The 23,090-nt window shown below is 54.2% G+C and carries 23 protein-coding genes and 1 pseudogene; 22 read left to right on the forward strand and 2 right to left on the reverse strand.

The window, feature by feature from the left end:
• From icmH to ACIONG_RS22500, 7 genes are all read left to right on the forward strand, one after another.
• On the forward strand, nt 1–850 hold an 850-nt coding region (gene icmH / locus ACIONG_RS22470; RefSeq protein ID WP_401302759.1), incomplete at its 5' end, for a type IVB secretion system protein IcmH/DotU.
• A 13-nt stretch (nt 851–863) separates the two neighbouring features.
• Entirely contained in the window at nt 864–4,403 is a 3,540-nt protein-coding gene (tssM, locus tag ACIONG_RS22475) for a type VI secretion system membrane subunit TssM (RefSeq protein WP_401302761.1), read from the forward strand.
• A complete protein-coding gene (locus ACIONG_RS22480; RefSeq protein ID WP_103302641.1) occupies nt 4,403–5,131 on the forward strand; it encodes a PP2C family serine/threonine-protein phosphatase in 729 nt (242 codons plus the stop codon). The genes tssM and ACIONG_RS22480 overlap by 1 nt, the downstream gene beginning before the upstream one ends.
• Entirely contained in the window at nt 5,128–6,129 is a 1,002-nt protein-coding gene (locus ACIONG_RS22485) for a serine/threonine-protein kinase (protein WP_401302763.1), read from the forward strand. Before ACIONG_RS22480 ends, ACIONG_RS22485 begins: the two co-directional genes overlap by 4 nt.
• A 28-nt stretch (nt 6,130–6,157) precedes the next feature.
• Nucleotides 6,158–8,191 (forward strand): type VI secretion system tip protein VgrG, encoded by a 2,034-nt coding sequence (locus ACIONG_RS22490; RefSeq protein ID WP_401302765.1) that lies wholly within the window; start codon nt 6,158–6,160, stop codon nt 8,189–8,191.
• A gap of 45 nt (nt 8,192–8,236) precedes the next feature.
• On the forward strand, nt 8,237–10,432 hold the full coding sequence (locus ACIONG_RS22495) for a hypothetical protein (RefSeq protein ID WP_401302767.1): 2,196 nt from the start codon (nt 8,237–8,239) through the stop codon (nt 10,430–10,432).
• Nucleotides 10,432–11,043 (forward strand): hypothetical protein, encoded by a 612-nt coding sequence (locus ACIONG_RS22500; protein WP_401302769.1) that lies wholly within the window; start codon nt 10,432–10,434, stop codon nt 11,041–11,043. Before ACIONG_RS22495 ends, ACIONG_RS22500 begins: the two co-directional genes overlap by 1 nt.
• Nucleotides 11,044–11,099: 56 nt before the next feature.
• Here the strand turns inward: ACIONG_RS22500 and ACIONG_RS22505 are convergent.
• Nucleotides 11,100–11,264 (reverse strand): annotated as a pseudogene (locus tag ACIONG_RS22505) (DUF6124 family protein); the annotation flags it as partial.
• Nucleotides 11,265–11,427: 163 nt separating this feature from the next.
• On the opposite strand from ACIONG_RS22505, the gene ACIONG_RS22510 reads away from it, so the two are divergent.
• The 5 genes from ACIONG_RS22510 to ACIONG_RS22530 all read left to right on the forward strand — a co-directional run bounded on the left by ACIONG_RS22510 (nt 11,428) and on the right by ACIONG_RS22530 (nt 14,906).
• Nucleotides 11,428–11,937: a hypothetical protein gene (locus tag ACIONG_RS22510; RefSeq protein WP_401302771.1), complete on the forward strand. Its 510-nt coding sequence runs from the start codon at nt 11,428–11,430 to the stop codon at nt 11,935–11,937.
• A gap of 181 nt (nt 11,938–12,118) precedes the next feature.
• Nucleotides 12,119–12,706: a hypothetical protein gene (locus tag ACIONG_RS22515; protein ID WP_401302773.1), complete on the forward strand. Its 588-nt coding sequence runs from the start codon at nt 12,119–12,121 to the stop codon at nt 12,704–12,706.
• A 209-nt stretch (nt 12,707–12,915) separates the two neighbouring features.
• Entirely contained in the window at nt 12,916–13,437 is a 522-nt protein-coding gene (locus tag ACIONG_RS22520) for a hypothetical protein (RefSeq protein ID WP_401302775.1), read from the forward strand.
• A 151-nt stretch (nt 13,438–13,588) separates the two neighbouring features.
• Complete coding sequence (locus tag ACIONG_RS22525; RefSeq protein ID WP_401302776.1) at nt 13,589–13,924, forward strand: hypothetical protein; 336 nt, start codon at nt 13,589–13,591, stop codon at nt 13,922–13,924.
• Between the two features lie 46 nt (nt 13,925–13,970).
• A complete protein-coding gene (locus ACIONG_RS22530; protein ID WP_401302778.1) occupies nt 13,971–14,906 on the forward strand; it encodes a PoNe immunity protein domain-containing protein in 936 nt (311 codons plus the stop codon).
• Nucleotides 14,907–14,971: 65 nt separating this feature from the next.
• Here ACIONG_RS22530 and ACIONG_RS22535 read toward each other — a convergent pair whose 3' ends face one another.
• Nucleotides 14,972–15,358, reverse strand: a complete 387-nt coding sequence (locus tag ACIONG_RS22535) for a DUF6124 family protein (RefSeq protein ID WP_401302780.1) — start codon at nt 15,356–15,358, stop codon at nt 14,972–14,974.
• Between the two features lie 498 nt (nt 15,359–15,856).
• Here ACIONG_RS22535 and ACIONG_RS22540 point away from each other — a divergent pair, with 498 nt between their 5' ends.
• The 10 genes from ACIONG_RS22540 (at nt 15,857) to ACIONG_RS22585 (ending at nt 23,084) form a co-directional block, all read left to right on the forward strand.
• Nucleotides 15,857–16,606 (forward strand): lysozyme inhibitor LprI family protein, encoded by a 750-nt coding sequence (locus ACIONG_RS22540; RefSeq protein ID WP_401302782.1) that lies wholly within the window; start codon nt 15,857–15,859, stop codon nt 16,604–16,606.
• A gap of 84 nt (nt 16,607–16,690) precedes the next feature.
• Nucleotides 16,691–17,482, forward strand: a complete 792-nt coding sequence (locus tag ACIONG_RS22545; RefSeq protein ID WP_401302784.1) for a PoNe immunity protein domain-containing protein — start codon at nt 16,691–16,693, stop codon at nt 17,480–17,482.
• On the forward strand, nt 17,479–18,006 hold the full coding sequence (locus ACIONG_RS22550; RefSeq protein WP_401302786.1) for a hypothetical protein: 528 nt from the start codon (nt 17,479–17,481) through the stop codon (nt 18,004–18,006). Before ACIONG_RS22545 ends, ACIONG_RS22550 begins: the two co-directional genes overlap by 4 nt.
• Nucleotides 18,007–18,035: 29 nt before the next feature.
• Nucleotides 18,036–18,467 (forward strand): hypothetical protein, encoded by a 432-nt coding sequence (locus tag ACIONG_RS22555; protein WP_401302788.1) that lies wholly within the window; start codon nt 18,036–18,038, stop codon nt 18,465–18,467.
• An 8-nt stretch (nt 18,468–18,475) separates the two neighbouring features.
• Complete coding sequence (locus tag ACIONG_RS22560; protein ID WP_401302790.1) at nt 18,476–18,937, forward strand: XAC2610-related protein; 462 nt, start codon at nt 18,476–18,478, stop codon at nt 18,935–18,937.
• A 21-nt stretch (nt 18,938–18,958) separates the two neighbouring features.
• Entirely contained in the window at nt 18,959–20,008 is a 1,050-nt protein-coding gene (locus ACIONG_RS22565; protein WP_401302792.1) for a sel1 repeat family protein, read from the forward strand.
• Nucleotides 20,005–20,418 (forward strand): lysozyme inhibitor LprI family protein, encoded by a 414-nt coding sequence (locus ACIONG_RS22570; protein ID WP_401302794.1) that lies wholly within the window; start codon nt 20,005–20,007, stop codon nt 20,416–20,418. The genes ACIONG_RS22565 and ACIONG_RS22570 overlap by 4 nt, the downstream gene beginning before the upstream one ends.
• Before the next feature lie 214 nt (nt 20,419–20,632).
• On the forward strand, nt 20,633–21,061 hold the full coding sequence (locus tag ACIONG_RS22575) for a hypothetical protein (RefSeq protein ID WP_401302796.1): 429 nt from the start codon (nt 20,633–20,635) through the stop codon (nt 21,059–21,061).
• 99 nt (nt 21,062–21,160) lie between these two features.
• Nucleotides 21,161–21,649, forward strand: a complete 489-nt coding sequence (locus tag ACIONG_RS22580; RefSeq protein WP_401302798.1) for a cell division protein — start codon at nt 21,161–21,163, stop codon at nt 21,647–21,649.
• Nucleotides 21,642–23,084 carry a TIGR01777 family oxidoreductase gene (locus ACIONG_RS22585; RefSeq protein WP_401302800.1) on the forward strand — a complete coding sequence of 481 codons (1,443 nt, stop codon included), beginning with the start codon at nt 21,642–21,644 and terminating at the stop codon, nt 23,082–23,084. The genes ACIONG_RS22580 and ACIONG_RS22585 overlap by 8 nt, the downstream gene beginning before the upstream one ends.
• The last annotated feature ends 6 nt before the right edge of the window (nt 23,085–23,090 follow it).

The raw sequence follows: 23,090 nt of genomic DNA on the forward strand, positions 1-23,090 counted from the left end.
GGACGACAAAACCGTCCTGCTCGACCGTCAGGGCCATGGCCCGGCGTCGAGTCCGCTGACCGACTTCGCCGCGCCGCCGCGCTTCGAGCAACTGGAAGAACGGATGATCTACGCCGCGCGCCTGCGCCCGGCGGAAGCGTTCAACATCAGTCTCAATTCGCTGGTGGCCGCATCGTCCGAACTGCTTTCGGAAGTGGTGCGCCTCAAGCACAGCGAAACCCGCGAAGACCTCTACGCGCTCAACGAGCGCCTGACCGCCGGGCTGAAACTGTTTGAAGTGCGTGCGCTGCACAACGGTGCGGAAAGCAGCCAGGTGATGGCCGCACGTTACGTGCTCTGCACCGTGGTCGACGAAGCTGTCGTGACCACGCCGTGGGGCAACGAAAGCGAATGGTCGCAGATGAGCCTGCTGAGCAGCTTCCACAACGAAACCTTCGGTGGCGAGAAGTTCTTCCAGTTGCTCGATCGGCTGTCGAAAAACCCGGTCAAGCACCTGCCGATGCTCGAACTGATGTACCTGTGCCTGTCCCTCGGTTTCGAGGGCAAGTACCGCGTGCAGGCACGCGGCATGCTCGAACTCGAAGGCATCCGTGACGCCTTGTACCGGCAGATCCGTCAGTTGCGTGGCGACGTGCCGCGTGAGTTGTCGCCGCACTGGGAAGGCCTCAACGATCAGCGTCGCAGCCTGGTGCGCATCGTGCCGGCGTGGATGGTGGTGTTGTTCACTTTTGTCTGCCTGGTGGTGATGTATTCGGGCTTCGCCTGGGTCTTGGGCGAGCAGCGCGAAACCGTTCTGCAACCTTATCAGCCGCTTGATCCGGCCGCGGTTCAGCCGCAGTCGCAGCCGTAAACAGGGACGTGTGATGAAGAATTTTTTCAAGAAAGTCGGCGCCTTTTTGCGCCAGACCTGGGTCTGGACCCTGCTGCTGGTGCTGTTCGTGGCGCTGCTGGTGTGGTTCGTCGGCCCGTTGCTGGCGGTGGATGACTACAAGTTCTGGGAGGGCGCGACCTCGCGTCTGCTGACCATCAGCGTGCTGTTCCTGATCTGGGGCCTGACGATGGTCTTCGTCAGCTGGCGCGCCGGTGTGCGCAAGAAAGAAGTCGAGGCTACCGAAGACGGCCAGGAGCGTATTCGCCGCGAAGAGCAGATCGACGACGAGCAGAAGGAGTTGAAGGCACGTTTCAAAGACGCGCTGAAAACCCTGAAAACCTCGAGCCTGTATCGCGGCCGCAGCGAACGCTGGCGCAGCGACTTGCCGTGGTACTTGCTGATCGGTCCGCAAGCCTCCGGCAAGACCAGCCTGCTAGACTTTTCCGGTCTGGAATTCCCGATCAACAAGATCGACCGCAAGCTGACCCGCGACACCCTCGGCACCCGTCATTGCGACTGGTACTTCGCCGACCACGGTGTGCTGATCGACACCGCCGGCCGCTACACCACCCAGCCTGACGCGGAAGTCGACGGCAGTGCCTGGCGCACGTTGCTGGAATTGTTGCGTAAGCGTCGTCGCGGCCGTCCGTTGAACGGTGTGCTGGTGACCATTCCGGTGGAATCGCTGACCGGTGGCACCGAGCAGGACATTGATGTGCTGGCGCGCCAGGTCCGCGCTCGTCTGCAAGACGTTTATCAGAAGCTGCACGTCGATGTGCCGGTGTATCTGGTACTGAGCAAGGCTGACAAGCTGCTCGGCTTTGACGAGTTCTTCGATCAACTGACCCGCGAAGAAAGCGATCAGGTACTGGGCACCAGTTTCCGCAAGGAACAGGTCGGCACCGACGTGGCAGTGCTGCGTAACGAGTTCGAAGAACTGCTGCGTCGCTTGAATAGCCAAGTGATCATGCGCATGCACTCCGAGCGCGACACTCAGCGCCGTGGCCGCATCCTCGACTTCCCGCATCAACTGGGGCAGATCGGCGAGCGTCTGTGCCTGTTCGTCGACATGGCATTCACCGGCAACCGCTATCAGCGTGCAACGCAACTGCGCGGTTTCTACCTGACCAGTGCACCGCACCTGACCCAGGAAATGGATTCGACCACCGCTGGCATTGGCGCCAACCTCGGCATTAATGCCGGCGTGCTGCCGACCTTGCGCAGCGGTCGTTCGCGCTTCATCCATCACCTGCTGAGCCAGGTGATTTTCCCCGAGGCCGATCTGGCCGGTCTGGACAAGCGTGAGCGCAGCCGCATTCATTGGGGCCAGCGTGCGTTGTACGTCGGCGCACTCGCAGCACTGGCACTGTTCGGCATGCTCTGGGCGGGCGGTTTCTCGGCCAACTACGAGCGTCTGGAAAACCTGCGCACACTGGCGCAGAACTGGACTCAGCAGCGTTCGGCACTGACCCCGCGCGATGATGCGATGGGCGTGCTGAAAACCCTCGACACCAGCTACGCCGCGACGCAGGCCTTCCCGAAGAAGGGCGACGTTTCGTATCACGAGCGCGGTGGTCTGTATCAGGGCGAAGACGTCAATCCGGTGGTCAAAGCGGCTTACGAGCGCGAGCTTGAGGTGCAACTGCTGCCACGGGTTGCAACCACGCTCGAAGGGCAGATCCGCGCCAACATGAAGGACCGCGAAAAGCTGATCAACAGCCTGCGTGCGTACCTGATGTTGAACATGAAGGATCGTCGCGACGCCGCGTGGCTCAAGGACTGGGTCGCCACTGACTGGTCGCAGCGCTACACCGGCAACACCGCCGTGCAGAACGGTTTGACCACTCACCTTGAGCGCCTGCTGAAGCAGCCGTTCATCTACCCGCTGAACGATCAGTTGGTGACGCAGGCACGTCAGGTTCTGCGTGCCGAATCGCTGGCCACCGTGGTCTACCGCATGCTCCGCGAGCAGGCGCGCAACCTGCCGGAATACCGCTTCAGCCAACACCTCGGCCCACAGGGCTCGCTGTTCATCGGCACCGAATACGTGATCCCGGGTTTCTACACCCAACAGGGTTATCAGCAGTACTTCTCGGTGCAGGGTTCGGCGCTGGTCACCGACATCCTTCGTGACAACTGGGTGCTGGGCGAAGGCGCGGGCATCAGCGACATGGACTTGCGTCGCCTGATGGTCGAACTGGAGCAACTGTACTTCCGCGACTACGCCAACTACTGGAGCGAGGCCGTTGGCCAGGTGGCCTTGCCACCGATCAGCGACGCCGGTGAAGGCGCCGAGCAACTGGCGGGCCTGACTTCGGCCAACTCGCCGGTGCTGGCATTGCTCACTGAAGTACGCGAGAACACGCGCTTCCCGGCCGCCGCTGATCCGGTGGATGAAGCCGGTGACGCTGCCGATGCACTGGCTGGGCAGAAGGGCAAGCTGGGTAAAGTCGGCAAACTGGCCTCGGCCGTAGCGGACAAGGCTTCGGCGATGGCCGTGGCGAAAAACCTGCCGGACACCGCGAAGAAGTCGCTGCAACGTCGCTTCGAGCCGCTGCATCGTTTGCTTGATGACAACAACGGCCCGGCCGCTGACCTGACGCCGGCCCTCAGCGCGCTCAACGACCTGCAACTGCAACTGTCCGGTCTGGCCCGTTCCAGTACGCCGGAACAAGCCGCGTTTGAAATGGCGAAAACCCGCATGAGCGGCCAGCGTGATGCGCTGACCAACCTGCGCACCGCGTCGGGTCGCCTGCCGCGTCCGCTCAGCGTGTGGTTCAACGTGCTGGCCGAAGACTCGTGGCGTCTGGTGCTCAACGATGCTTACCAATATCTGAACGGCCGTTATCAGAACGAGCTGTACAGCGTGTATGGCAAGACCATCAGCAAGCGTTATCCGTTCAGCGCCAGCAGCACCAGCGACGTGGCGATCAGCGATTTCCGCGAGTTCTTCCGGGCTCAAGGTACCGTCGACCGCTTCTTCGACAGCTACATGCGTCCGTTCGTCAGCGGTGATCCGGGCAACTACCGCATGCGCAGCATCGACGGTCACAGCCTGCCAGTGTCGAAGATGTATCTCGACCAGATGGCGGCAGCCCTGACCATTCGCCAGAGCTTCTTCTCGATCAACCCGGCCGAGCCGACCGTGCAGTTCAAGCTTGAGCCGTACACCCTCGACCCGGCGGTCAGTCGCTCCGAGTTCAAGTTCGGCGACAAGACCATGGAATACCGTCACGGCCCGATCCTGCCAATGTCGTTCAAATGGCCGACCGATGCTGAAGACGGTCGTACCAGTCTGGTCATGGACAAAATGGCCGGGCGTCCGATCGGCATCGAGAAGAACTCCGGCCCATGGTCGTTGTTCCGTCTGTTCGACCTGATGCAGACCGAGTACTTGAGCGGTCGCGACGTGCTGGTGCTGAAAGCTGACGTGGGCGGCCTGCGCGCCAACTACCTGCTGACCAGCCAGCGCACGCCGAACCCGTTCGACATGGGCGTGCTGCGCACCTTCCGTATGCCGGTGCAGCTCTGATGCTGGTGGCCAGTCCCTGGCGCAGCGCGGCGCGTACCGACCCGGGCAAGGTGCGGGCGCGCAACGAAGATGCCTTCCTCGACAATCCGCAGCAGGGGCTGTGGGTGGTCGCGGACGGCATGGGCGGTCATCAGGGTGGCGACATCGCCAGCCAGTTGATCGTCGCCAGCCTGGCTGAACTGCCGCAACACGAGGACTTCGACGAACGCCTCAAAGCCATTCGCCAGTGCCTGCACTGGCTGAACCGGCGTTTGGGGCAAGAGTTGACGGTCACCGCCGGGCGTCACGACAGCATCATGGGCAGCACCGTCGTGGCGCTGCTGGTGGAAGGCAATCGCGCGGCCTGCATCTGGGCCGGCGACAGCCGTTGCTATATGTGGCGCGGGCAGCGGCTGTATCAGCTGTCCAAGGACCATTCACTGCAGCAGCAACTGATCGACGAACAGCAAATGAGCGTCGAGCAGGCGGCCGCGCACCCGGCGGCTCAGGCCTTGACCCGAGCCGTTGGCGCCGCCGAAACACTGACCCTGGATGTGCTGGAACTTGAGGTGTATCCGGGCGATGCGTTTTTGCTTTGCAGCGATGGTTTGTACCAAGGCCTGAGCAGCGATGCCCTCGGCAACGCCCTCAGCCTCAGTGCGCCGCACGTGGCGCTGGAACGTTTGTTCGACGGCGCCCTGCGCGGCTCCGCTCGCGACAACCTGACAGCCGTGGTGATCCGCCAATGAGCAAAATCGAATCGCCAATCGATGACTTGCTGATGAGCGAAGAACAGGCTAACAACCTGACCTACTTCGCCTTCGCCAAGGCTAACAACGCAGAGCCTTTGCTGGCGCCAACCAAGGCCAGCATCGGTGCACTGCCAGACGTACTCGCCGGTCGCTACCACCTCGAGCGTCTGCTCGGGGCCGGCGGCATGGGCGCTGTTTACCGGGCCAGGGATCTGCTGCACGAACAGTTCGGCGATCCCGACCCTTACATCGCGCTGAAAATCCTCAGCGAAGAATTTGCCGAATCGCCGGACGCCAGTGCCTTGCTTTACAGCGAGTTCGCCCTGACCCGACGCCTGCGCCACGACAACGTTGTGCGCGCGCACACCTTTGAAGTCGACACCGATTGCCAGCGGGCCTTCATCACCATGGAATACATGCGTGGCCTGACCCTGGACAAATTGCTCTGCGAGCGGCCACTCGGCCTGCCGTGGAAAGAACTGCGCGACATCGTCCTGCCGCTGCTCGACACGCTGGCCTACGCCCACCGTCGCGGCGTGCTGCACGGCGACATGAAACCGAGCAACGTCATGCTCAGCGAAGACGGCCTGCGCCTCTTCGACTTCGGTCTCGGCCAGGCAGAAGAGGGCACCTTGCCCGGCCTGCCGCACCTGAGCCGCGAACGCTTCAACGCCTGGACCCCGGGCTACGCCGCCCCCGAACTGCTTGAGGGCCAATCGTTGTCGGCCAGCGCGGACGTATACGGCGTGGCCTGTGTGATCTATGAACTGGCGGGCGGCAAACACCCGTTCCGCCGCTTGCCCTCGACCCAGGCCCGCGACGAGCACCTGGAGCGCGAACTGCAAGCCCCGCAGAACTTACCGAAACACTGTTGGCCAGCGCTGCAAACTGCGCTGAGCTTCGATGCGGCAGAACGCACCATCACTGCCGAACAACTGCGTGACGCCTTGGGCGCCACTTCATCCTGGCTGCAACGTCTGCGGTTTCGGGCGTAACGGATGACATTCGAACAGGGAGCACACAATGTTCAACTCAGCTAACGAGACCCACTTCAGCCTCAAGGTCGAAGACTACGTGGGCGACCTGCAAGTGCTGGCGTTCACCGGTACCGAAGGCATCAGCCAGCCGTTTCGCTTCGACCTCGAACTGGTCAGCGAAAACCCCGATCTGGACCTGGAAAAGCTCCTGCACAAACAGGCATTCCTGGCGTTCGATCCACAAGGCTCCGGCATTCACGGGCAGATCTACCGCGTCGCCCAGGGCGATGCCGGCAAGCGCCTGACCCGCTACAAAGTGTCGATGGTGCCGCAACTGCAATACCTGCATCACCGCACCAACCAGCGCATTTACCAGCAGATGTCGGCGCCGAAAATCATCGCGCTTATCCTCGAAGAACACGGCATCAAGGGCAACGCCTACAACTTCCAGCTGAGCCAGCCGTGCCCGGATCGCGACTACTGCGTGCAGTACGACGAAACCGACCTGCACTTCGTCCAGCGCCTGTGCGAAGAAGAAGGCATTCACTACCACTTCCAGCACACCCCCAAAGGCCACCTGCTGGTGTTCGGCGACGACCAGACCGTGTTCCAGAAACTCGGCCAGCCGACCGCGTACGTGCAAGGCAGCGGCATGGTTGCCGACGAACTGGTGATCAAAGGTTTCAAACTGCGCCTGGAAACCCGCACCAGCCGCGTCACCCGTCGCGACTACGACTTTGAAAAGCCGCGCCTGCAAATGGAAGCGGCATACAAGCCAGAAGGCGAAAGCACTGAACCGGATCTGGAAGACTACGACTACCCCGGCCGCTTCATCGACCGCGCGCGCGGCAAATTCCTCAGCCAGCGCGCCCTCGAACGCCACCGCGCCGACTATCGTCAGGCCGAAGGCCGCAGCGACCAGACCCGCCTCGTCAGCGGCCACTTCCTGGAAATGTCCGACCACCCGCGCACCGAGTGGAACGACCTCTGGCTGCTCACCGAAATCGTCCACGAAGGCAAACAGCCGCAAGTCCTCGAAGAAGGCGTGACCAGCGACACCACCGACAACAAGGACGACTTCCACCAGGGCTACCGCAACACCTTCCTCGCCACCCCGTGGGACGTGTTCTACCGCCCGGCCCTCGAACACCCGAAACCGCGCGTCCTCGGCAGCCAGACCGCCCACGTCACCGGCCCCAAAGGCGAAGAAATCCACTGCGACCAGTACGGCCGCATCAAGGTGCAATTCCACTGGGACCGCGAAGGCCAGGCCGACGACAAAACCAGCTGCTGGCTGCGCGTCTCCAGCTCCTGGGCCGGCGACCGCTACGGCGCCATCAGCATCCCGCGCGTCGGCATGGAAGTCCTCGTCACCTTCCTCGAAGGCGACCCCGACCAACCCCTGGTGACCGGCTGCCTGTACCACAAGGAAAACCCGGTGCCCTACGCCTTGCCGGCGAACAAAACCCGCAGCGTCTTCAAAACCCTCAGCTCACCGGGGGGCGGCGGCTACAACGAACTGCGTATCGAAGACAAAAAAGGCGCCGAGCAGATCTACATCCACGCCCAACGCGACTGGGATGAAAACATCGAGCACGACCAGAAGATTCGGGTCGGCAACGAACGCCACGACACCGTCGAGAAGAACACCTACACCGAACTCAAGGCCGAAGAACACCGCACCACAGTGTCCGACCGCAAGGTTGAAGCGCGAATCGATGATCACCTGACAGTTGGGCAGAACCAGCACATCAAACTGGGCACCGCGCAACTGACCAGCGCCGGGAAAGAGATACACCTCAAGGCTGGGGACAAGATCGTTATTGAGGCGGGAACTGAGCTGACCATTCTTGGCGGTGGCAGCTTTATCAAACTCGATGGCGGCGGCGTGACGGTGGTTGGGCCGGTGGTGAAGATTAATGCTGGTGGCTCGCCTGGGAATGGGACCGGGATCGGGATTAAACCGCCGGTGCTGCCGGGGGCGGCGGATAAGGATAAGGCGGGGAGTTTGATGGGGCAGGCGATAGCGAATGCGCCAGAAGAGTCTAATCCCGAAGTGGATTATCCATTCTCGCTGTAAAGCTGACTTCTATGAATCTGAATTGATTAGAAATGGATCATATTAATGTTAATTAGCCCTCCTTTTATACCTGCAAGCGTTGCTAATGAGACTGATCACGACTATCTAGATAGAGCTATGATCGCCGGGGAGCCAGGAAACGGCGCATTTCCAGTAAGCTACGATATGGGTTGGCATGGGGGGGTTCATCTAACTGCTCCCCAGGGTACTGGTGGTTTTTTGCCAGTTCGCGCTATTGCCGATGGGAAAATCGCTTATTTTCGTAAACCATCTACTGATCTAACCTCTGATGCACTTAACTATGGAGGAGGGTGGACCGATGATGGATGTTTAGTAATAAAGCACGAAACAGATATTGGTGAGGGTGAACAAGCAAAAATTGTTTTTTATTCAGTTTATATGCACCTGGCCTCCATTTCTATTGCGAACATCAGCGTAGGCCTGCGCGTATACCGAAAAGATAAATTGGGTGTCGCTGGTAGTGTATATGGTCAGCGCAATAAGATTCACTTTGAAATAATTTGTAGTCAAGATCAAATATCAAAAATCACAGGTCGATCAACTAGCAAAGTGGGAAGTGGTAGTGGGCGTACGGATAGCTGTTGGGGGGATATGTATTTTCAATTGCCGCCCGAAGCAATATTGTACGAAGATAGACCTGCAGATCCTAAGAGCTCAGTGAATACATCCGCTGTAATATATCGTCCTGAAGAGACTCTGTTTCTTCGGATAAGTTACAGGCGAGGGCAGTGCAAGTTGTCGGTATTTAATGAGTCCGGTGTGCTGCAGGATGAGCGTGCTGATGAGTCTGACTATGAATATAATCTATATAAGCACGCGTTGAAGTCGTATCCGAATTGCACAAGCGCTGGTTATGAATTGCTAAGGTTTGGGCGAGTGCTAAGTTCAGATATTTTACAGCCGGCAGATTGTGCCCATTGGCGAAAAATAACGTCGCCACATGGAATTGGCTGGATAAATCTAAACGGTCCAACAATCACAATGTACAGCGATGCAGATTTTCCCCATTGGCAAGGCTGGCTGTTGATAGATGACGACAATAACGGGGATGGCCGCTGCCAGTCTAAAACGGTTTTGGATTTGCTTGGTATCGAAAATGCGCCAGAAACTTCGGAAGAGCGTGAGCGGTGTCGAGCGTTATTAGGCCAGCCCGAGATGTATGCGAGAATAGGTCGATTGGTGTGTAAGTTCCCCACTGAATGGAAGAAGGAAAATTTCGCCCAGAGATTCAGTTGGTTAACTAACGGGGAGACTCCCATCGTTTCGAGTGAGATCTACGAGCGTCTAAAAAAACACTATGAGGCTTTAGCGTTCTGGGAAGACGCTAACTTAGAAGGCATTGGTGCTGAACACTGGCATTTTCCTCCAAAGCAGTTTGTAGCTTTATTTCGACAGTGTGGTTGGCTTAGTTTAGATGAAATGATGCAGGTAATACCAACAATTAGAGCAGATGCGCCTGGTGAAATAGATAATTCCACTGTAAAAATTAGGCTTACTCTCGAAGGATTTGGTAACCAAGAAGCATATCGCCCTGCGGGAATGCATTTGAGTCTTAATAGGATGATGAGGAAGTACAATTTTTCTACTGCGGAGAGAATGTCAGCTCTGTTTTCGCAAGCGTTGACAGAAACCGACTTATTGAGAACTACGCGGGAGTACGGAAATCAAGATTACTTTACCCGAGGGTATGATGGGCGTTGTAATGTTAACATTCAAAGAGCGGTTCCAGAGTGGGGGCCAGGACTACTGACTTTGTCTCCTATCGGTAATTGCAGTCCCGGAGATGGCCCAAAATACATTGGGCGAGGTGTTATTCAAATGACCGGTCGTGAGCTTTACACGCAGTACGGTACTTATCGTGGCAAAAGCTTCGTCTCAGGTACCGCTCATCTGGACGTTTCAGATGTGGCAGATAATGCATGTGATAGTGCAGGATACTATTGGGTGAAAGAGGACCTACGGGACAGGAATTCCGCAGGGGCATATGTATTAAGAGGTGTAAAAAATATACACAGAGAGGCGGACGCTCTTAGCGGAACCGAACTAAGTACGGCTGCGGGACTGGCAGCAGCGGACACTAAAATCCTTAGCTTGACCCGACAAGTAAACAGGATGACTCTTCACCTCGTGAGGCGCAGGCATTTCTTCAAGCATGCATACTATTTTCTTTCAGAGTTGGTTTCATCGCCCCCGAGTGCTTTTCATAAAAGGTCTTTGTAATGAAGAAAAACTTCATGCGTCTCACTGGGTTTTCTTTAATCGCAGTCTTATCGTCGGCTCAGTCACAGCCGCTTGATATGTGTGGGGTTTCAATTCCGGATATTCCTGGTTTTATATTAAGTGTGAAAGCTGAAGGTGAAGTTTGCTATGGTGAATTGATTTCGAACGTTATCTTAAGACCAGATATTTTGACGGAGGAGAATGTTTTCCTAATTGAACCTGTTGCATTTGAAAAGAGCTTGGCTGCATCTGGGCGCTTCGATATGAATGGTAAATATATATATAGTTACGCCACGGATGAAGCGCTGCAGCAAGCGTCGGAAACGGGAAAGGTAGATCTTGCTCATTCAACGGCATCGGGTTCCGCTGCAATCAGGGTATTGATGTCCCCTTTCATGCTTTGGGACTCCGAGAAAGATATTGCTACTGCTGAGAAAAAATTCTCTTTGACAAAAAATGGATTGTGGATCGACTGTTTCTATGGACTGAAAGGTGTGAAAGGTGCCACGGTCAAGTTTTCGGCATGTGTACCTAGGTCGAATCTAAAAGGTGATCCTAAGTTATCTGATATTCGATCGTCATTTGAGGCTATGACACCTAGCAAAAACTAGACGCACAGTGGAATAGGGACGGATTTTCAGATCAATCCGTCCCCAGGCACCTATTTTTACGTCCTCGCGTCCTGCCTCGCCGCGATCAACTCTTCAAAATGATCCAGCGCGCGCTCCACCATGAGCTGCGCACCATCGGCGATTCGGCTAAGGGCCAGCGCTACGGAGCGGTTTGAGCCTTCGACATCGTCGGCTAATTTGGCGGCGATGGCGCTGATGGTGAAATGGGGACAGACCACGTTTTAGTAATGATCCGAAAACCGTGGTCTGTCCCCACGTTCCACTCTGAACGACTCCGTTACTATCGCGATCCAGTATGGTGCAAATCTCCCACAGGGCGCGGTTAGAACTGGCAGAAACTGCTTCATTATGGATGTATGATCTATGAAAATATTTTTTCTGTTGATGATCTTGTGTCCTGCTATCGCATGGTCTTCTGTGGGCGAGATATGTAATCCAGAGCAAGACTCGAAGAGTTTTATTACTGATTGGAATCTTGGGTACGGTAAGACGAAAGTATTGTCAACTCAGGAAGGTAAGGATTTTTTAGTGGATCACGGGCGTATCGCTTACACCGTTGATCTAAATCAGGACGGTAATGACGATTTCATCTTTGAAGCTTCAACAGGTGTCGGGTCAAGTGGCGATAAAGTTTTTAGTTTTTTACTCCAGTGTCATGGTTATCTTAAGTCATTAGGTGCTTCATATTTTGCCGATGTTAAAGTTATGGGGCAGGGCGAAGATCGAAATAAAGGTTTTAGAGATATTAAGGCGTTTTCTTATAAGCGAAGCTCAGACGGCAGTATTCAGCAGAAGAATGGGGAATCGTTAACGACGCAGCACATCTGGCGATTTAATCCTGAATCGCAAAAGTACGAAGGCGATTCAGAGTAAGGCGCGTTCGGGCACGTGGTTTCTGCCCCAAATCATTTTTTGCTATTGATTTATTGAACGTAATTTTCAATGAGTAGATGGGCAGTATACGTTTTTAATGATGGTGGAAAGGGGGAGTAGATTTATTTGTTGCGCTCGATGTTTAAAGGTTAATATGACTAGGCTGATTATAGTTTTGTTGGTGTCTTATATTGGTTTGGTTGTAGCTGTTCCGACTGAATATCAACTACTGTGCAAGGTTTTTGACCAGAGCGTGGATTCTAAGGGTGGACTGACTCTTTCTTTCGAAGGCGGGGCTTTCGCTATTGAAAATCCGGACCGAGGGTGTAAGTCTGATTACATCTATAGAGCATCATTGAATCAGTCTAGCACACCCCTTATATTTTCTTACCCCACCAGCGAAGACATGGGGCTTAACTCTCAAATCATGATCTTCGTTGCTTCAATTAAAGACGGTTCAGCTATGTATATTGGCTCCGTTCCTGCTGGTGCATCCGAACTGCAAGACGGAAGTTACAAAGATATTCAGCAATCTGGTGGTTCGATATACGAAAGTATATATCGTATAGAGGGGCGAGAGATATTAACGTTGACACCGGGCAAGGAGTTGATTATTTCAGGTGAGGAGTGTGTCTATAAGGAAAAGAGTGGCGGTGTTTGTAAAAAAATGCGAGGCAGCTTTAAAAATCCAGTATGTGTTTTTAACTACGGTAGTCGCAAAGTTCTTGCTAATGTGCCGGAGTGCTCGGATATGAGTAGAAATTTTTAAATAATAGCTGGTGATGATCACCAAATGCGTCGAGTCAAATGTGAGCAGAGCACGGTTATGAATGGTTTAAAACGTGTTGTGCCCTCGTTTATGAGTAATCGGAGGGGGCTGCGAAAAGGGGGCAAAATTTATTTGTTACGCGAGTCCTATGATTATTTTAATATTCCAAGACAGTATGTGGTTGTGCCGTTTGCAATGAGTTGCCCATCATGAAAAAAGATATTGCTCTATTTATTCTATTTTGTTTGGTCAGCATTTTCGCTTATGGCGATACCGGTCCTGAGGTAGTAGTTCCTCCAAAGGCCTTGCAGTTGAAAATTTCAACGGAGAATGAAGTAAAACTCAAAGATATGCTTTTTTTGCCTAGTGGTACGGTTGGTTTTAATGGCGCATATGTAAGTGCAATAATTTTTGACGAAAGCATAAAAAACTGCTCTATATTTATATTTTCTAATGGCGGTCTCTATGGAGCTTATGGCGGAGCCCCGTGTGAATTTATAGGGGCGGCTGAAATAGACTTTTCCGGCGGACCGGAAGGTCCGGATGTTTACTATAAAGTTAACGTTTTTTCTCCAGGTTTAGGTGCTTCTGTTAATGATTTGGTTGCGTTTTATTATGATTTCTCAAAGAAAAGTTTTTGTGAAAGTAGATTGTTGTCTACATGGAAATTTAACGGAAAAATCAATGTTCGCCCTAAGTTGAGTGATGGTATTTGTGGCTATGTTAATTAAATTGTGAATCAAATTCGGAGCGGTGAAATGGTGTAAAATGGGGACAGACCACGTTTTAGTAATGATCCGAAAAACGTGGTCTGTCCCCATTTCCGAAGGTCGAACTCCGCACCTATATTACGCATTCGGCAAATGGTCTGGTGGTTTCGTTATGTACGCCAAGTCCAGTGAGCCCATTTCCATTGTTCTAACGGATTCCGAGAACGAAATTCTCGATCCGGACGCCCTTTGTCAGCACACCAGAACCTGGTCCGAGGTCGTCAAAGGCAAGGTCGCGGGGATTTATGAGCTGATGGCGCAGGGCTCACAGATCGTCTCGATGTCTTACACAACGCAGTCCAACGGCAAGGAATGTGAAATGGGTACAGACCACGTTTTAATAATGATCCGAAAACGTGGTCTGTCCCCATTTTTTCCTCCCCATTTTTTCCTTCATGTGGAGAAGCCGAAGTTAAAGCAGCTGTCAACAAACGTAAGGCATCCCTGAGCGCGAAGCATGGTATTTGAAGGCCTTGGCGAAAGAGGTATAGATTATGAACAGACGACAACAGTTTTTAAGCCAGGAACGGTTTGATACCTTCTTAAAAGTTAAGAAAGCTGATTTGGAATTCGCAAAAACAAATTTGTTTGAAGCAGACTCATCCGAACAGGAAAAGTCGCTCAGAGCCAGATATTTTCAAGAACAGACTCTTGATGAAATATTGATACGCTACACGTCTGGTGATGAGATTGAGAGTCTAGTGGTACTCTTGGAGTTACTGGTTAGCCAGTATCAAGAGGTTCAAGAGACACTGGCCATTAGTGAGGGTGTTTCTATAATAGCGCCGCTAAATTTAAGATTGCTTTGCGAATATGAGGAGTGTGTACAGGTAATAAGTTTATGTGTCTTGCTGCATAGAGTCGACCTTCTACGAGTTTTTGTTGAGCTGTTTGATAAAGCCGGTTGCGCTGGGGATGATACTTTTTATGAGGACTTGTTGAGCAAGGTCCTCCCTGGTCGTCATGACGTGGACGAGTGGTATCACGAAGCTTACACGCCCCTCGTACATGTGATCTATGAAGAAGATGGGGAGGAGGCTTCAGAACTTTTAAAAGAATATTGTGATAACTGGTATACCTCTTTTGAGCAAGCCCCGTGGCACGATACCCACTTGATGGGTGATAGAGGTAGTTACGTAGGATATTGGGCTTTTGAGGCCGCTGCGGTTGCTTTTTTGTACGGTATTAATGATCGCGCCATCGAACACATGGTCTATCCGAAGGATTTGGTTGAATATGCCAGAAATTATGTGCCAATCAATTCCTCCAGTGTTTCTCGAATAGAGGCAGGGGAGGCCTGCAAAAAAACTGGATATTGGTTTACTCCTGCAAAATTAAACTCTAGACAGTATTTCAAGCAGGGCGAAATTATGCCGAAAATAGGTGAGTCGCAGTGGGGGGATACACTCTGGTACTGGTCGGGCGAATAACAAAGCATATTAATGTTTATGTAAAAGGGGACGGATTTATTTTTAGTCCGTCCCACGGGCATCTCTTATTTTTTCGCTTCCTGCCTCACCGCAAGCAATTCTTCCAGGTGATCCAGCGCACGCTCTACCATAAGCTGCGCACCATCGGCGATTCGGCTAAGGGCCAATGCCACCGAGCGGTTCGAGCCTTCGACATCGTCGGCTAATTTAGCGGCGATGGCGCTGATGGACAGCATGTCTTCGGAGGCGTTGGCCAGGAGGGCTTCCGGGTCAATGCCGGTGGAAATGGTGAAGAGCCTGCCTTTGCGGCGTTTGGACGGTTTGTCGTTGGTCGGTGGGAAGTAATGAGCGAAGGCGCGGTCGGCGGCTTCTTTGTCGAGCATTTCTGTATCGATGGATTGCTCGGCGGGGGTGCCAGTGTTGTCTGGCGGGTTGGGCGTTATTTTGAACATGGATACATCCCGATATGAGTATTTAAAGGGACTGACACCCGTTCGCTTGCATTCGAATGAAGGTGGCAGCTGTACGCAGGTGTGCAAGACCGGGCATATCGGACCCGGCAGACCCCAAAAGGACCTCCCGCGCACAGCCGCCATAAAGCGTCATAACGAGCACTTGAAAGCTCGAACCTCTGACCAGGCGTTTGTGCGGCGATATGTACCGGACTTGCACGTCCGTGTCACCGTTTTTTGCGGTGACAAATCAAGGTTAGCGGTGAATGCAAGGGGTGGATAGTTCATGGATGGCTCGGCGTCTTGCGGGAAATGTCCGACGAACATGACATCCGTTTAGCCGAAGATCGAAAGATCGTAGGTTCTGTTTAAGCGCTTGCTCCAGAAAGTGGATGGGTCTTACAGCTGGATATCATCGTCTGATTCTGAAGGTTGAATGGGTCAAATTCAGATCGGATGAATTGCAGTCTTTTATTGTTTTTCCAAGGAAACCAGGGAATGAAGATTTTCAGATTCGGCGTCGTTTTTTTACTGTCCTTGCTATCGTCCCTCGCCCACGCGGAAGGTACGTTTATTGCAACCGTGCTTCAGGCGGACTTTTCCAAAGATCCGGAAGTACGACTGCTCGTCAGAGTGATAGACATTGCAGCGGGGCCGGATTCGCCCTCTATGGCGCTTCGTAAGGAGTGTCTGGCGCGGGTGAAATCGACCGACCGTCCCGGCCCGGACCCATGCTTTTCGATTGAAATAACCGAGAGCAAAAAACAACGGGCCATCGTTCGGCAAACGCTCCTGAATGATCCTCAGCGTTCAACTGATCCGATCTATCTGGAGATTGTTTACCAATCGGAAGTCAGTGCGAGCGATCCGACCAACCATTATGGGCGCTCAGCCTGGCTGAAAATTGAAGAGAACGGTTTCTACAACTGGAACAACGAAACCAAGCAGGCATTGGCGGACGTTGAGTGGCCAACTGTGTCGAGTGGGGCGCTTGATCTGGTCGTGACGGATACGGATGCGTTGCTCAACCTGGTTTACCGGGAGCGCATGGAACGGTTGGACGAAAATGCACAGAAAGGGCTGAGAGAAACCCAAAGAGCCTGGATGAAGTTTCGCGATGCGGAGTGTCTGCCTGAGGCGAAATCGTATAAATCGGTTTTCGGTGAATGGTCAAATTCCTGCTTGATCCGCGCGACGATAGAGCGAGCGCGTCAATTGGCTATGGCTCCGGACAAGAACAAGCAATGAGCTAAAGCGTTCATGTTTATGGAAAGTTCATGGATAAGGACATCCTTTTAATGATCACTATGATGGTTGGAGAATTGACGAATTATGGATAGCCGTCAGCCCTTTATGACTGAGGCGTATTACAAGCGCCTTGTCGAGTTTTATGACTCTTCGGAATCATACTGGCGTTCTCACAATCTGGATGAGGACTTTCCGGGTCAGGCTGTTTCTTTAAAAGCGTTTGAAGTTAAACAGGATTCACTCCATGCCTTGATCATCAGGTATACGGCAGGTGAGCCTATTGCAAGTCTGCATGAGCCACTTGAAAGGCTCGTGGGAAATTTTGAGTTGTACCAACAAGCCTTGGCTGATTATGAAGGCGTACACGATATATCGCCGTTAAATATCGAGGATTATCCCGGCGAATTTGAGGAGTTTGTACAGGTTGCGAGCCTGTGCATACTCATGCATCGGAATGATCTTTTGGCCAGGTTTGTGCTCTTGACTGATAGGGCTGGCTTCAAAGGCGAAGATACGCTCTACGAAGATTTACTGCGGAAAAATCTGCCGGGAAGGGCAGATATTGATGAATGGTTTCATCCGGTGTACTCGCAATTGATCAGGGCGATATATGCGCCAGATCGGGCAGAGGCGTCTGCGCTTTTGAGTGAATATTGCGCTCAATGGTACGTTTCATTCGGGGACCTGCAAGCCAGTTGGCATGATACTCACTTGAGTATTAATGGTGATGACGGTAGTTACTTCGGGTATTGGGCCTTTGAGGCGGGTGCCATTGCATTTTTGTATGGGATCGACGATAGCCAGATAAAGCAGATGGTTTATCCAAAAGATCTTGTTGAGTATGCGAGAAAGATTGCAGGGCAGGAGAGGCAATGAAGGTCGTTTACCTGTTGTTTATGGCGTTGACATGGACATTGTCCGCAACTGCAGCGCCAGTCGGTTTAAGTACAGGCTCTACAATGCCTAACATCATGATCGCCGCCATCGTGAAGGAAAGTGAAATGCCTGCCGATAGTTTCCACTCCATTGCAGATGGCGTCGTGAACTGGAGTGGTGGAACGATTGCTGCCGTGGTGATTGAAGATCCGAATAGCATTTGCGCGATTTACAGGTATCAAGGAGGCCAGTTGGATCTACCTTTTGACGGCGTGCCCTGTAAGTTTCAGGGGCCACCTACGCTGGTGTTGGACAGAAAAACTGTATTGCCCGATGTCGTGTTTGCCGTCGAGGTGTTCGTCCCCAACCTGGGTGCGATGGTCAACCACAAGGTCGCGTTTTATTACGATGCCGAAAAAAATGCTTATTGCGAGAGTCAATCGCTCGCGGGTTGGTACCAGTTTGGAAATCGGGCGCTGGCTCCTGATCCTCGGGATGGTGAGTGTGTCGCGGGATCGGAATAGGCTAGTACGCCCCGATCTCTCATAAGGAAATGAATGTGAAAAAAGCATTGTTACTACTATCTAGCCTCTTCCCGCTAGTGGCCCACAGCGCAGTCACCAGCGAATCATTTTGCTTCGAACTCTCCGAATCCAGTCCGGTAAAGTTTGAGTTCCGTACCTTTTATGACGCGTCCAGCAAATGGTCTGGTGGCTTCGTCAAGTACGCCAAGTCCAGCGAGCCCATCTCCATTGTGTTGACGGATTCTGAGGGGGAGATGCTCGGTCCCGACGCTCCATGGCAGAGCGCCACAACGTGGTCTGAAATCATCAACGGCAAGGTCGCGGGAGCCTATGAGTTCGTGACTCAAGGGACACAGATCGTCTCGATGAAGTACACGAAAAAGTCCAACGGCAAGGTTTACCACTTCTTGAATAACCCCAACATCGACTCCTCCCTAGAGTCCGGATGCAAGTGGGAGTAGGCAAGCACATGCAATTCAAAACTCTAGCGCTATCACTGCTTGGCCTGCTTTGGGCGATCCCGGCACTGGCCGAAACCACTAAGTTCAGTCCGGTCACAGGCGTCGAGGCGACGCTGGTTATTGAGGGCGCCGCACTGAATGTTTCGGTTAAAGGCGAAACGCGTAGCGTGCCCCGGACCATAGATTTTGAAGCCATAAACGAACTCAAGGTACAGATCGAGGACTTCAATTTCGACGGTGCCAAAGATTTCGCGATCTGGCAGCTGGATGACGGCATGGGCACTTACGACTACTTCATAGTTTTCGTTTACCAACCCAAAACCGGCACCTTCAAAGAGTTGCAGCCGGATTGCGGCGATGGTTTCGTCAATCTGCGCGTCGACAAAAAACGCAAGGTGTTGCTCAGCACTTACTGGGAAATGAACAGGCCGAAGCAATGCGTCACCCGATTCACTCAACGCAAGACCTGAATGACTCAAGGAAGAACACGGTTGAAACGTTTTTTTGCGGTACCGAGTTGCGGTATGACAACACGCAGGCTAACCCAGTGGCTTTCCTTCGCATTGTTGAGCACCGGTCTGTGCACAAGCGCCTTTGCCTCTACTGAACAGCAATGCCCGGCCAAAAACTTCGCTGACTTCGTCAAAGTCTTTTCATCGGACTCGACGGTACAGAAAGCATTTACCGCATCGTCGGTGAAGACAACTCACGTCGTGGCTGAGAACAACATACCCATGGTCGTCGTGCGCAGCGTCAAGCATTTGCCCGCCGATGAATTCAGCATGCTGAGTGCGGAGAATGCTGCAGCGTCTAATCTGGCTATCGAGATTCCGTTTCTGAACAGGGTGGTGGTGCGTGATCAGCAAGGGGCCTTCTTGAAGATTTTCGTCTTCAAGCACAGCGACTGCTGGGTGCTGAACAGTGTTGAAGACTGGACGCTCGAAGCGGTGATGGATGACGTGGCTCGGACTGACCAACCCGCACCCGGTGAACGCGAACTGAAAAAAGGCGTGATGTTCGATCGGCTGGTCAACAAGGCATCTGGCGAATCCGGAGTCTCTTTGTACGCGGCAGCGCTGGACAGCTATGTGAACGGTGCCCGCAAAGGTTCGGCCCAAGCGGCGATAGCGGCTGCGGGAATTAGTCTTTCCGGGCAAGCACCACGATTGCCGAATGAGCAGATTCTGGAGCTTATGAATCAGGCATTTCAGAGCAATCCCGACGATGGCGTGGCTCTCTCCTTGTTTTACTGCGATGAGGGTGAGTACGGCGATGACAAGGCCTGCATCGATCCGCAAAAGTCGATGGCGACATTGGAAAGCGCCGCGCTACGAGGCTCTACCCACGCACTCCTGCGATTGGGTGAAGTCTACGAAACCGGCACCGTCGTCGCTGCTGATCTACCCCGCGCAATCGCCTGTTACCGCGAGGCCAGCAAGACCGAGCTTAAATGGAGCCCTGCTGCGGTCGAGCGTTTATTGGCCCGAGGCGTCGTCATGGACAGCTCAATTGAATGTATTGGCGCAGGTGGAACTCAGTGAATGTCGCCCGTTTGATGTTCTTTGCATTTGTGGCGATGTCAGTCTCGTCAGTCAGCTTTGCCCAAGATGCGGATTGCGAGGCCGTGGCCGGGCAACGTGCCGAGTGCGTAGAAGAAGCGATGAAGGCTGCGGATCGCGTGCTTAATGACCGTTACCAAGCGCTGATTGATAGAGCAGGGTCTCGGTATATTTTTCAATACCAGTCTCGGCATGAAGAGCATAAGGCGTTTCTGGATCGACTGAAAAACTCCCAACGGACGTGGATAAAGCTGAGGGATTCGAACTGCAGGCTTGAGGGGTTTGAGAATGAATGGGACAAGCCATCCTATTCTGCAGACCTGAATAGGTGCACCGCGAAGATGAGTCTGGAGCGAGCCTTATATTTGGACGGCATCCTTCCGGCACATTGATGTTGTGCTGATTAATGTTTTTGCTTGGTTGGGTGGTGATATGGAAATGTATAAAAGGGCCATTCGATTGAGTGTGTCCCAATCTTCTTTCACCTGGGTGTTCGCGTGCTGCACGGAATTTCTATCACCGACAGTGTTTGCTCAACAATCCACCTGCGAGTTTCACGACGTCCAGTCAACGCTCGAGGTGGTCAGTTGTCTCAACGAGGGCGCCGTGGAAGTCCTGAAGCTGGCGCCACGCAATCATCCAACTTATGAGAGTGATATAGATCGCCTCCCTACATTTATCGTGCGGGGTGATGACCTCAACGAGGTCAAGAAAACGGTGGGAATGAGTGCTTTGTCGTCGCCCTACAACTTGCTCGTCAAGTTGCCGGATGCTGAGGGAATCATGTACTTCGATCAGTTGCCCGAATCAGCCACTAAAAAACTGGCAATGCCAGGCTGGGTACTGACTGATGCCCGAGATGTCGTGTATGAACGACAGGGTGGCGGGGAAGGTTTTGGACTTGTATGCAGTACCCACGAAAAAGCAAACGGCTCTCAATATGTAGTCGTCACGCAATGTAATGGCTTTTACGAAGAAGATATTGCCAGGTTGAAGAATTTACTCGGCGTGATCGACGCTCACGCCGTGCGATAGCGGTTACTGAACGCGATCAATCGTTTGTCTTCGAGCGACTGATAGCCCGCGTTTTCCTTTAAACTCCCCACCCCCAAAGGAATGCGCTCAGGACACGGAATGCCAGCCCCCTCTTTCTCCCTTCGCCGTGCGTTGGTGCTGTGGCTGTACGCCGCCGCGCTGGTGCATCTGCTCGCCGGTCTGACCTTGAGCTGGGCCGGCCATTCCGGTTTACTCGACGGTTATCTGCACACCCTCGAACAGATTTTCTGGGGCGTCGACGCGGTGCCTGCCGCAGCCCGCGAACAGCAGGTCTGGTGGCTCGCGCTGTTCGGCGCGACGCTGCAAAGTTATTCGCTGTACATGCTCGCGCTGGTGCACATCGGCCATCGTCTGAAAGCGCCGATGGCCTGGATCTGGTTGCTTGCCGGCATCCTGCTGTGGGCGCCGCAGGACATGTTGCTCTCGGCACAAAAACAGGTCTGGTCGCACCTGTGGCTCGACGCTTTTGCGCTGCTCGTCCTGTTGCCACCGCTGCTCTGGCTGTACCGCCATGACCGCCGAAATTCCCTTTCCGATACCGCAATGAGTGAGTCGTCCCATGCCTGATTTTTCGCTGCTGGATTGGGCGTTCACGTTGCTGATCGCGCAGGCTTGCCTCGGTGCGCTCGACACCTTGTATCACCACGAACTGACCGTGGCGCTGCCGTATCGGCATAGTGCACGGCTGGAGTTGTCGATCCACGCGCTGCGTTCGTGTTTCTACGGCGTTCTGTTTCTCGGCATCGCGCACTTGCAGTTCGGTGGCGCCTGGGCGCTGGTGATTGCGTTGTTGTTCGCCCTGGAAATCGGCCTGACGCTGTGGGATTTCGTGGTCGAGGATCGCAGCCGCAAACTGCCGGCCATCGAGCGCATCATGCACACCGTGCTGGCGGTGAACGGCGGGGCGTTTTTTGCGTTGTACGGTGTGCAATTGGCGCAGTGGGCGAGTTTGCCGACCGGCCTGAGCGCTGTGGATTTCGGCTGGAAGGGCTGGGTGCTGACGCTGTTTGCCGTGGGCGTGACGGCGTCGGGGATTCGCGATGGTCTGGCGGCGTTGCGCATGCAGCGCGAAGGCAAGCCGTCCAACCCGTTTGCCGGTGGCGCTTTCAAGCGTGTGCTGGTCACTGGCGGCACCGGGTTTATCGGTGAAACGCTGGTCAATCAATTGCTCGATGCCGGCCACACCGTCAGCGTGCTGGCGCGGGATCCGTTGAAAGCCGCGTACCTGTTCGACGGTCGCGCCCGCTGCGTGCGTTCGCTGAGCAAACTGGGCTACGACGAAACCTTCGACGTGGTGATCAACCTGGCCGGCGCTCCGGTCGCCGGGCCGCGCTGGAGCCCCAAGCGCCAGGCGCAACTGATCGCCAGTCGGGTCAACACCACCGAAGCGCTCATGACCTGGTTGAAAAACGCCAGGCACAAACCGGCGCTGTGGGTGCAGGCCTCGGCCATCGGTTTCTACGGCGTGCGCGATGCCAGCGAAAGCCTCGACGAACAGGCGAGCAAGGGCGACGGTTTCATGGCCGAACTCTGTGCGCGTTGGGAAGCCGCGGCGCAACCGGCCACCGAATTTGGCGTGCGTCAGGTGGTGCTGCGCCTCGGCGTGGTGTTCGGTCCGGGCGGTGCGTTGTTGCCGTTGCTGATTCCGTTTCGCCTGGGCTTCGGCGGGCGCATGGGCGATGGTCAGCAGATCATGAGCTGGGTGCACCGCGACGATGTGATTCAGGTGATCGCTCGATCCTTCCACGATGAGAACCTGCGCGGCACCTACAACATGGTCGCCCCGGAAACGGTCAGTCAGGCAGCGTTCGCCGAGAACGTCGGCAAGGTTCTCAAGCGTCCGGTGTGGTTCCACATTCCTGCTGCGCCAGTGCGGGCGTTGGCCGGGGAAATGGCGCAGCTGTTCTTCGACGGGCAGCGTGTGGTGCCGCAGCGTTTGAGCGAGGCCGGATACACCTTTCGTTATCCGACCCTCGACGCCGCTTTGCGCGATCTGGCCTGAGGATCG

Origin of the sequence: Pseudomonas sp. NPDC087817 (genome assembly GCF_044742875.1) — a bacterium.
Lineage (GTDB): Bacteria > Pseudomonadota > Gammaproteobacteria > Pseudomonadales > Pseudomonadaceae > Aquipseudomonas.

What these genes read in the sequence shown, in the direction of transcription:
- ACIONG_RS22555 (WP_401302788.1), top strand. Translation starts at nt 18,036, where the DNA reads ATGAATGTGAAAAAAGCATTGTTACTACTATCTAGCCTCTTCCCGCTA.
- ACIONG_RS22535 (WP_401302780.1), bottom strand. Translation starts at nt 15,358, where the DNA reads ATGTTCAAAATAACGCCCAACCCGCCAGACAACACTGGCACCCCCGCC.
- ACIONG_RS22585 (WP_401302800.1), top strand. Translation starts at nt 21,642, where the DNA reads ATGCCTGATTTTTCGCTGCTGGATTGGGCGTTCACGTTGCTGATCGCG.
- ACIONG_RS22530 (WP_401302778.1), top strand. Translation starts at nt 13,971, where the DNA reads ATGAACAGACGACAACAGTTTTTAAGCCAGGAACGGTTTGATACCTTC.
- ACIONG_RS22550 (WP_401302786.1), top strand. Translation starts at nt 17,479, where the DNA reads ATGAAGGTCGTTTACCTGTTGTTTATGGCGTTGACATGGACATTGTCC.
- ACIONG_RS22485 (WP_401302763.1), top strand. Translation starts at nt 5,128, where the DNA reads ATGAGCAAAATCGAATCGCCAATCGATGACTTGCTGATGAGCGAAGAA.
- ACIONG_RS22545 (WP_401302784.1), top strand. Translation starts at nt 16,691, where the DNA reads ATGGATAGCCGTCAGCCCTTTATGACTGAGGCGTATTACAAGCGCCTT.
- tssM (WP_401302761.1), top strand. Translation starts at nt 864, where the DNA reads ATGAAGAATTTTTTCAAGAAAGTCGGCGCCTTTTTGCGCCAGACCTGG.
- ACIONG_RS22480 (WP_103302641.1), top strand. Translation starts at nt 4,403, where the DNA reads ATGCTGGTGGCCAGTCCCTGGCGCAGCGCGGCGCGTACCGACCCGGGC.
- ACIONG_RS22540 (WP_401302782.1), top strand. Translation starts at nt 15,857, where the DNA reads ATGAAGATTTTCAGATTCGGCGTCGTTTTTTTACTGTCCTTGCTATCG.
- ACIONG_RS22525 (WP_401302776.1), top strand. Translation starts at nt 13,589, where the DNA reads ATGTACGCCAAGTCCAGTGAGCCCATTTCCATTGTTCTAACGGATTCC.
- ACIONG_RS22495 (WP_401302767.1), top strand. Translation starts at nt 8,237, where the DNA reads ATGTTAATTAGCCCTCCTTTTATACCTGCAAGCGTTGCTAATGAGACT.
- ACIONG_RS22490 (WP_401302765.1), top strand. Translation starts at nt 6,158, where the DNA reads ATGTTCAACTCAGCTAACGAGACCCACTTCAGCCTCAAGGTCGAAGAC.
- ACIONG_RS22510 (WP_401302771.1), top strand. Translation starts at nt 11,428, where the DNA reads ATGAAAATATTTTTTCTGTTGATGATCTTGTGTCCTGCTATCGCATGG.
- ACIONG_RS22580 (WP_401302798.1), top strand. Translation starts at nt 21,161, where the DNA reads ATGCCAGCCCCCTCTTTCTCCCTTCGCCGTGCGTTGGTGCTGTGGCTG.
- ACIONG_RS22560 (WP_401302790.1), top strand. Translation starts at nt 18,476, where the DNA reads ATGCAATTCAAAACTCTAGCGCTATCACTGCTTGGCCTGCTTTGGGCG.
- ACIONG_RS22500 (WP_401302769.1), top strand. Translation starts at nt 10,432, where the DNA reads ATGAAGAAAAACTTCATGCGTCTCACTGGGTTTTCTTTAATCGCAGTC.
- ACIONG_RS22520 (WP_401302775.1), top strand. Translation starts at nt 12,916, where the DNA reads ATGAAAAAAGATATTGCTCTATTTATTCTATTTTGTTTGGTCAGCATT.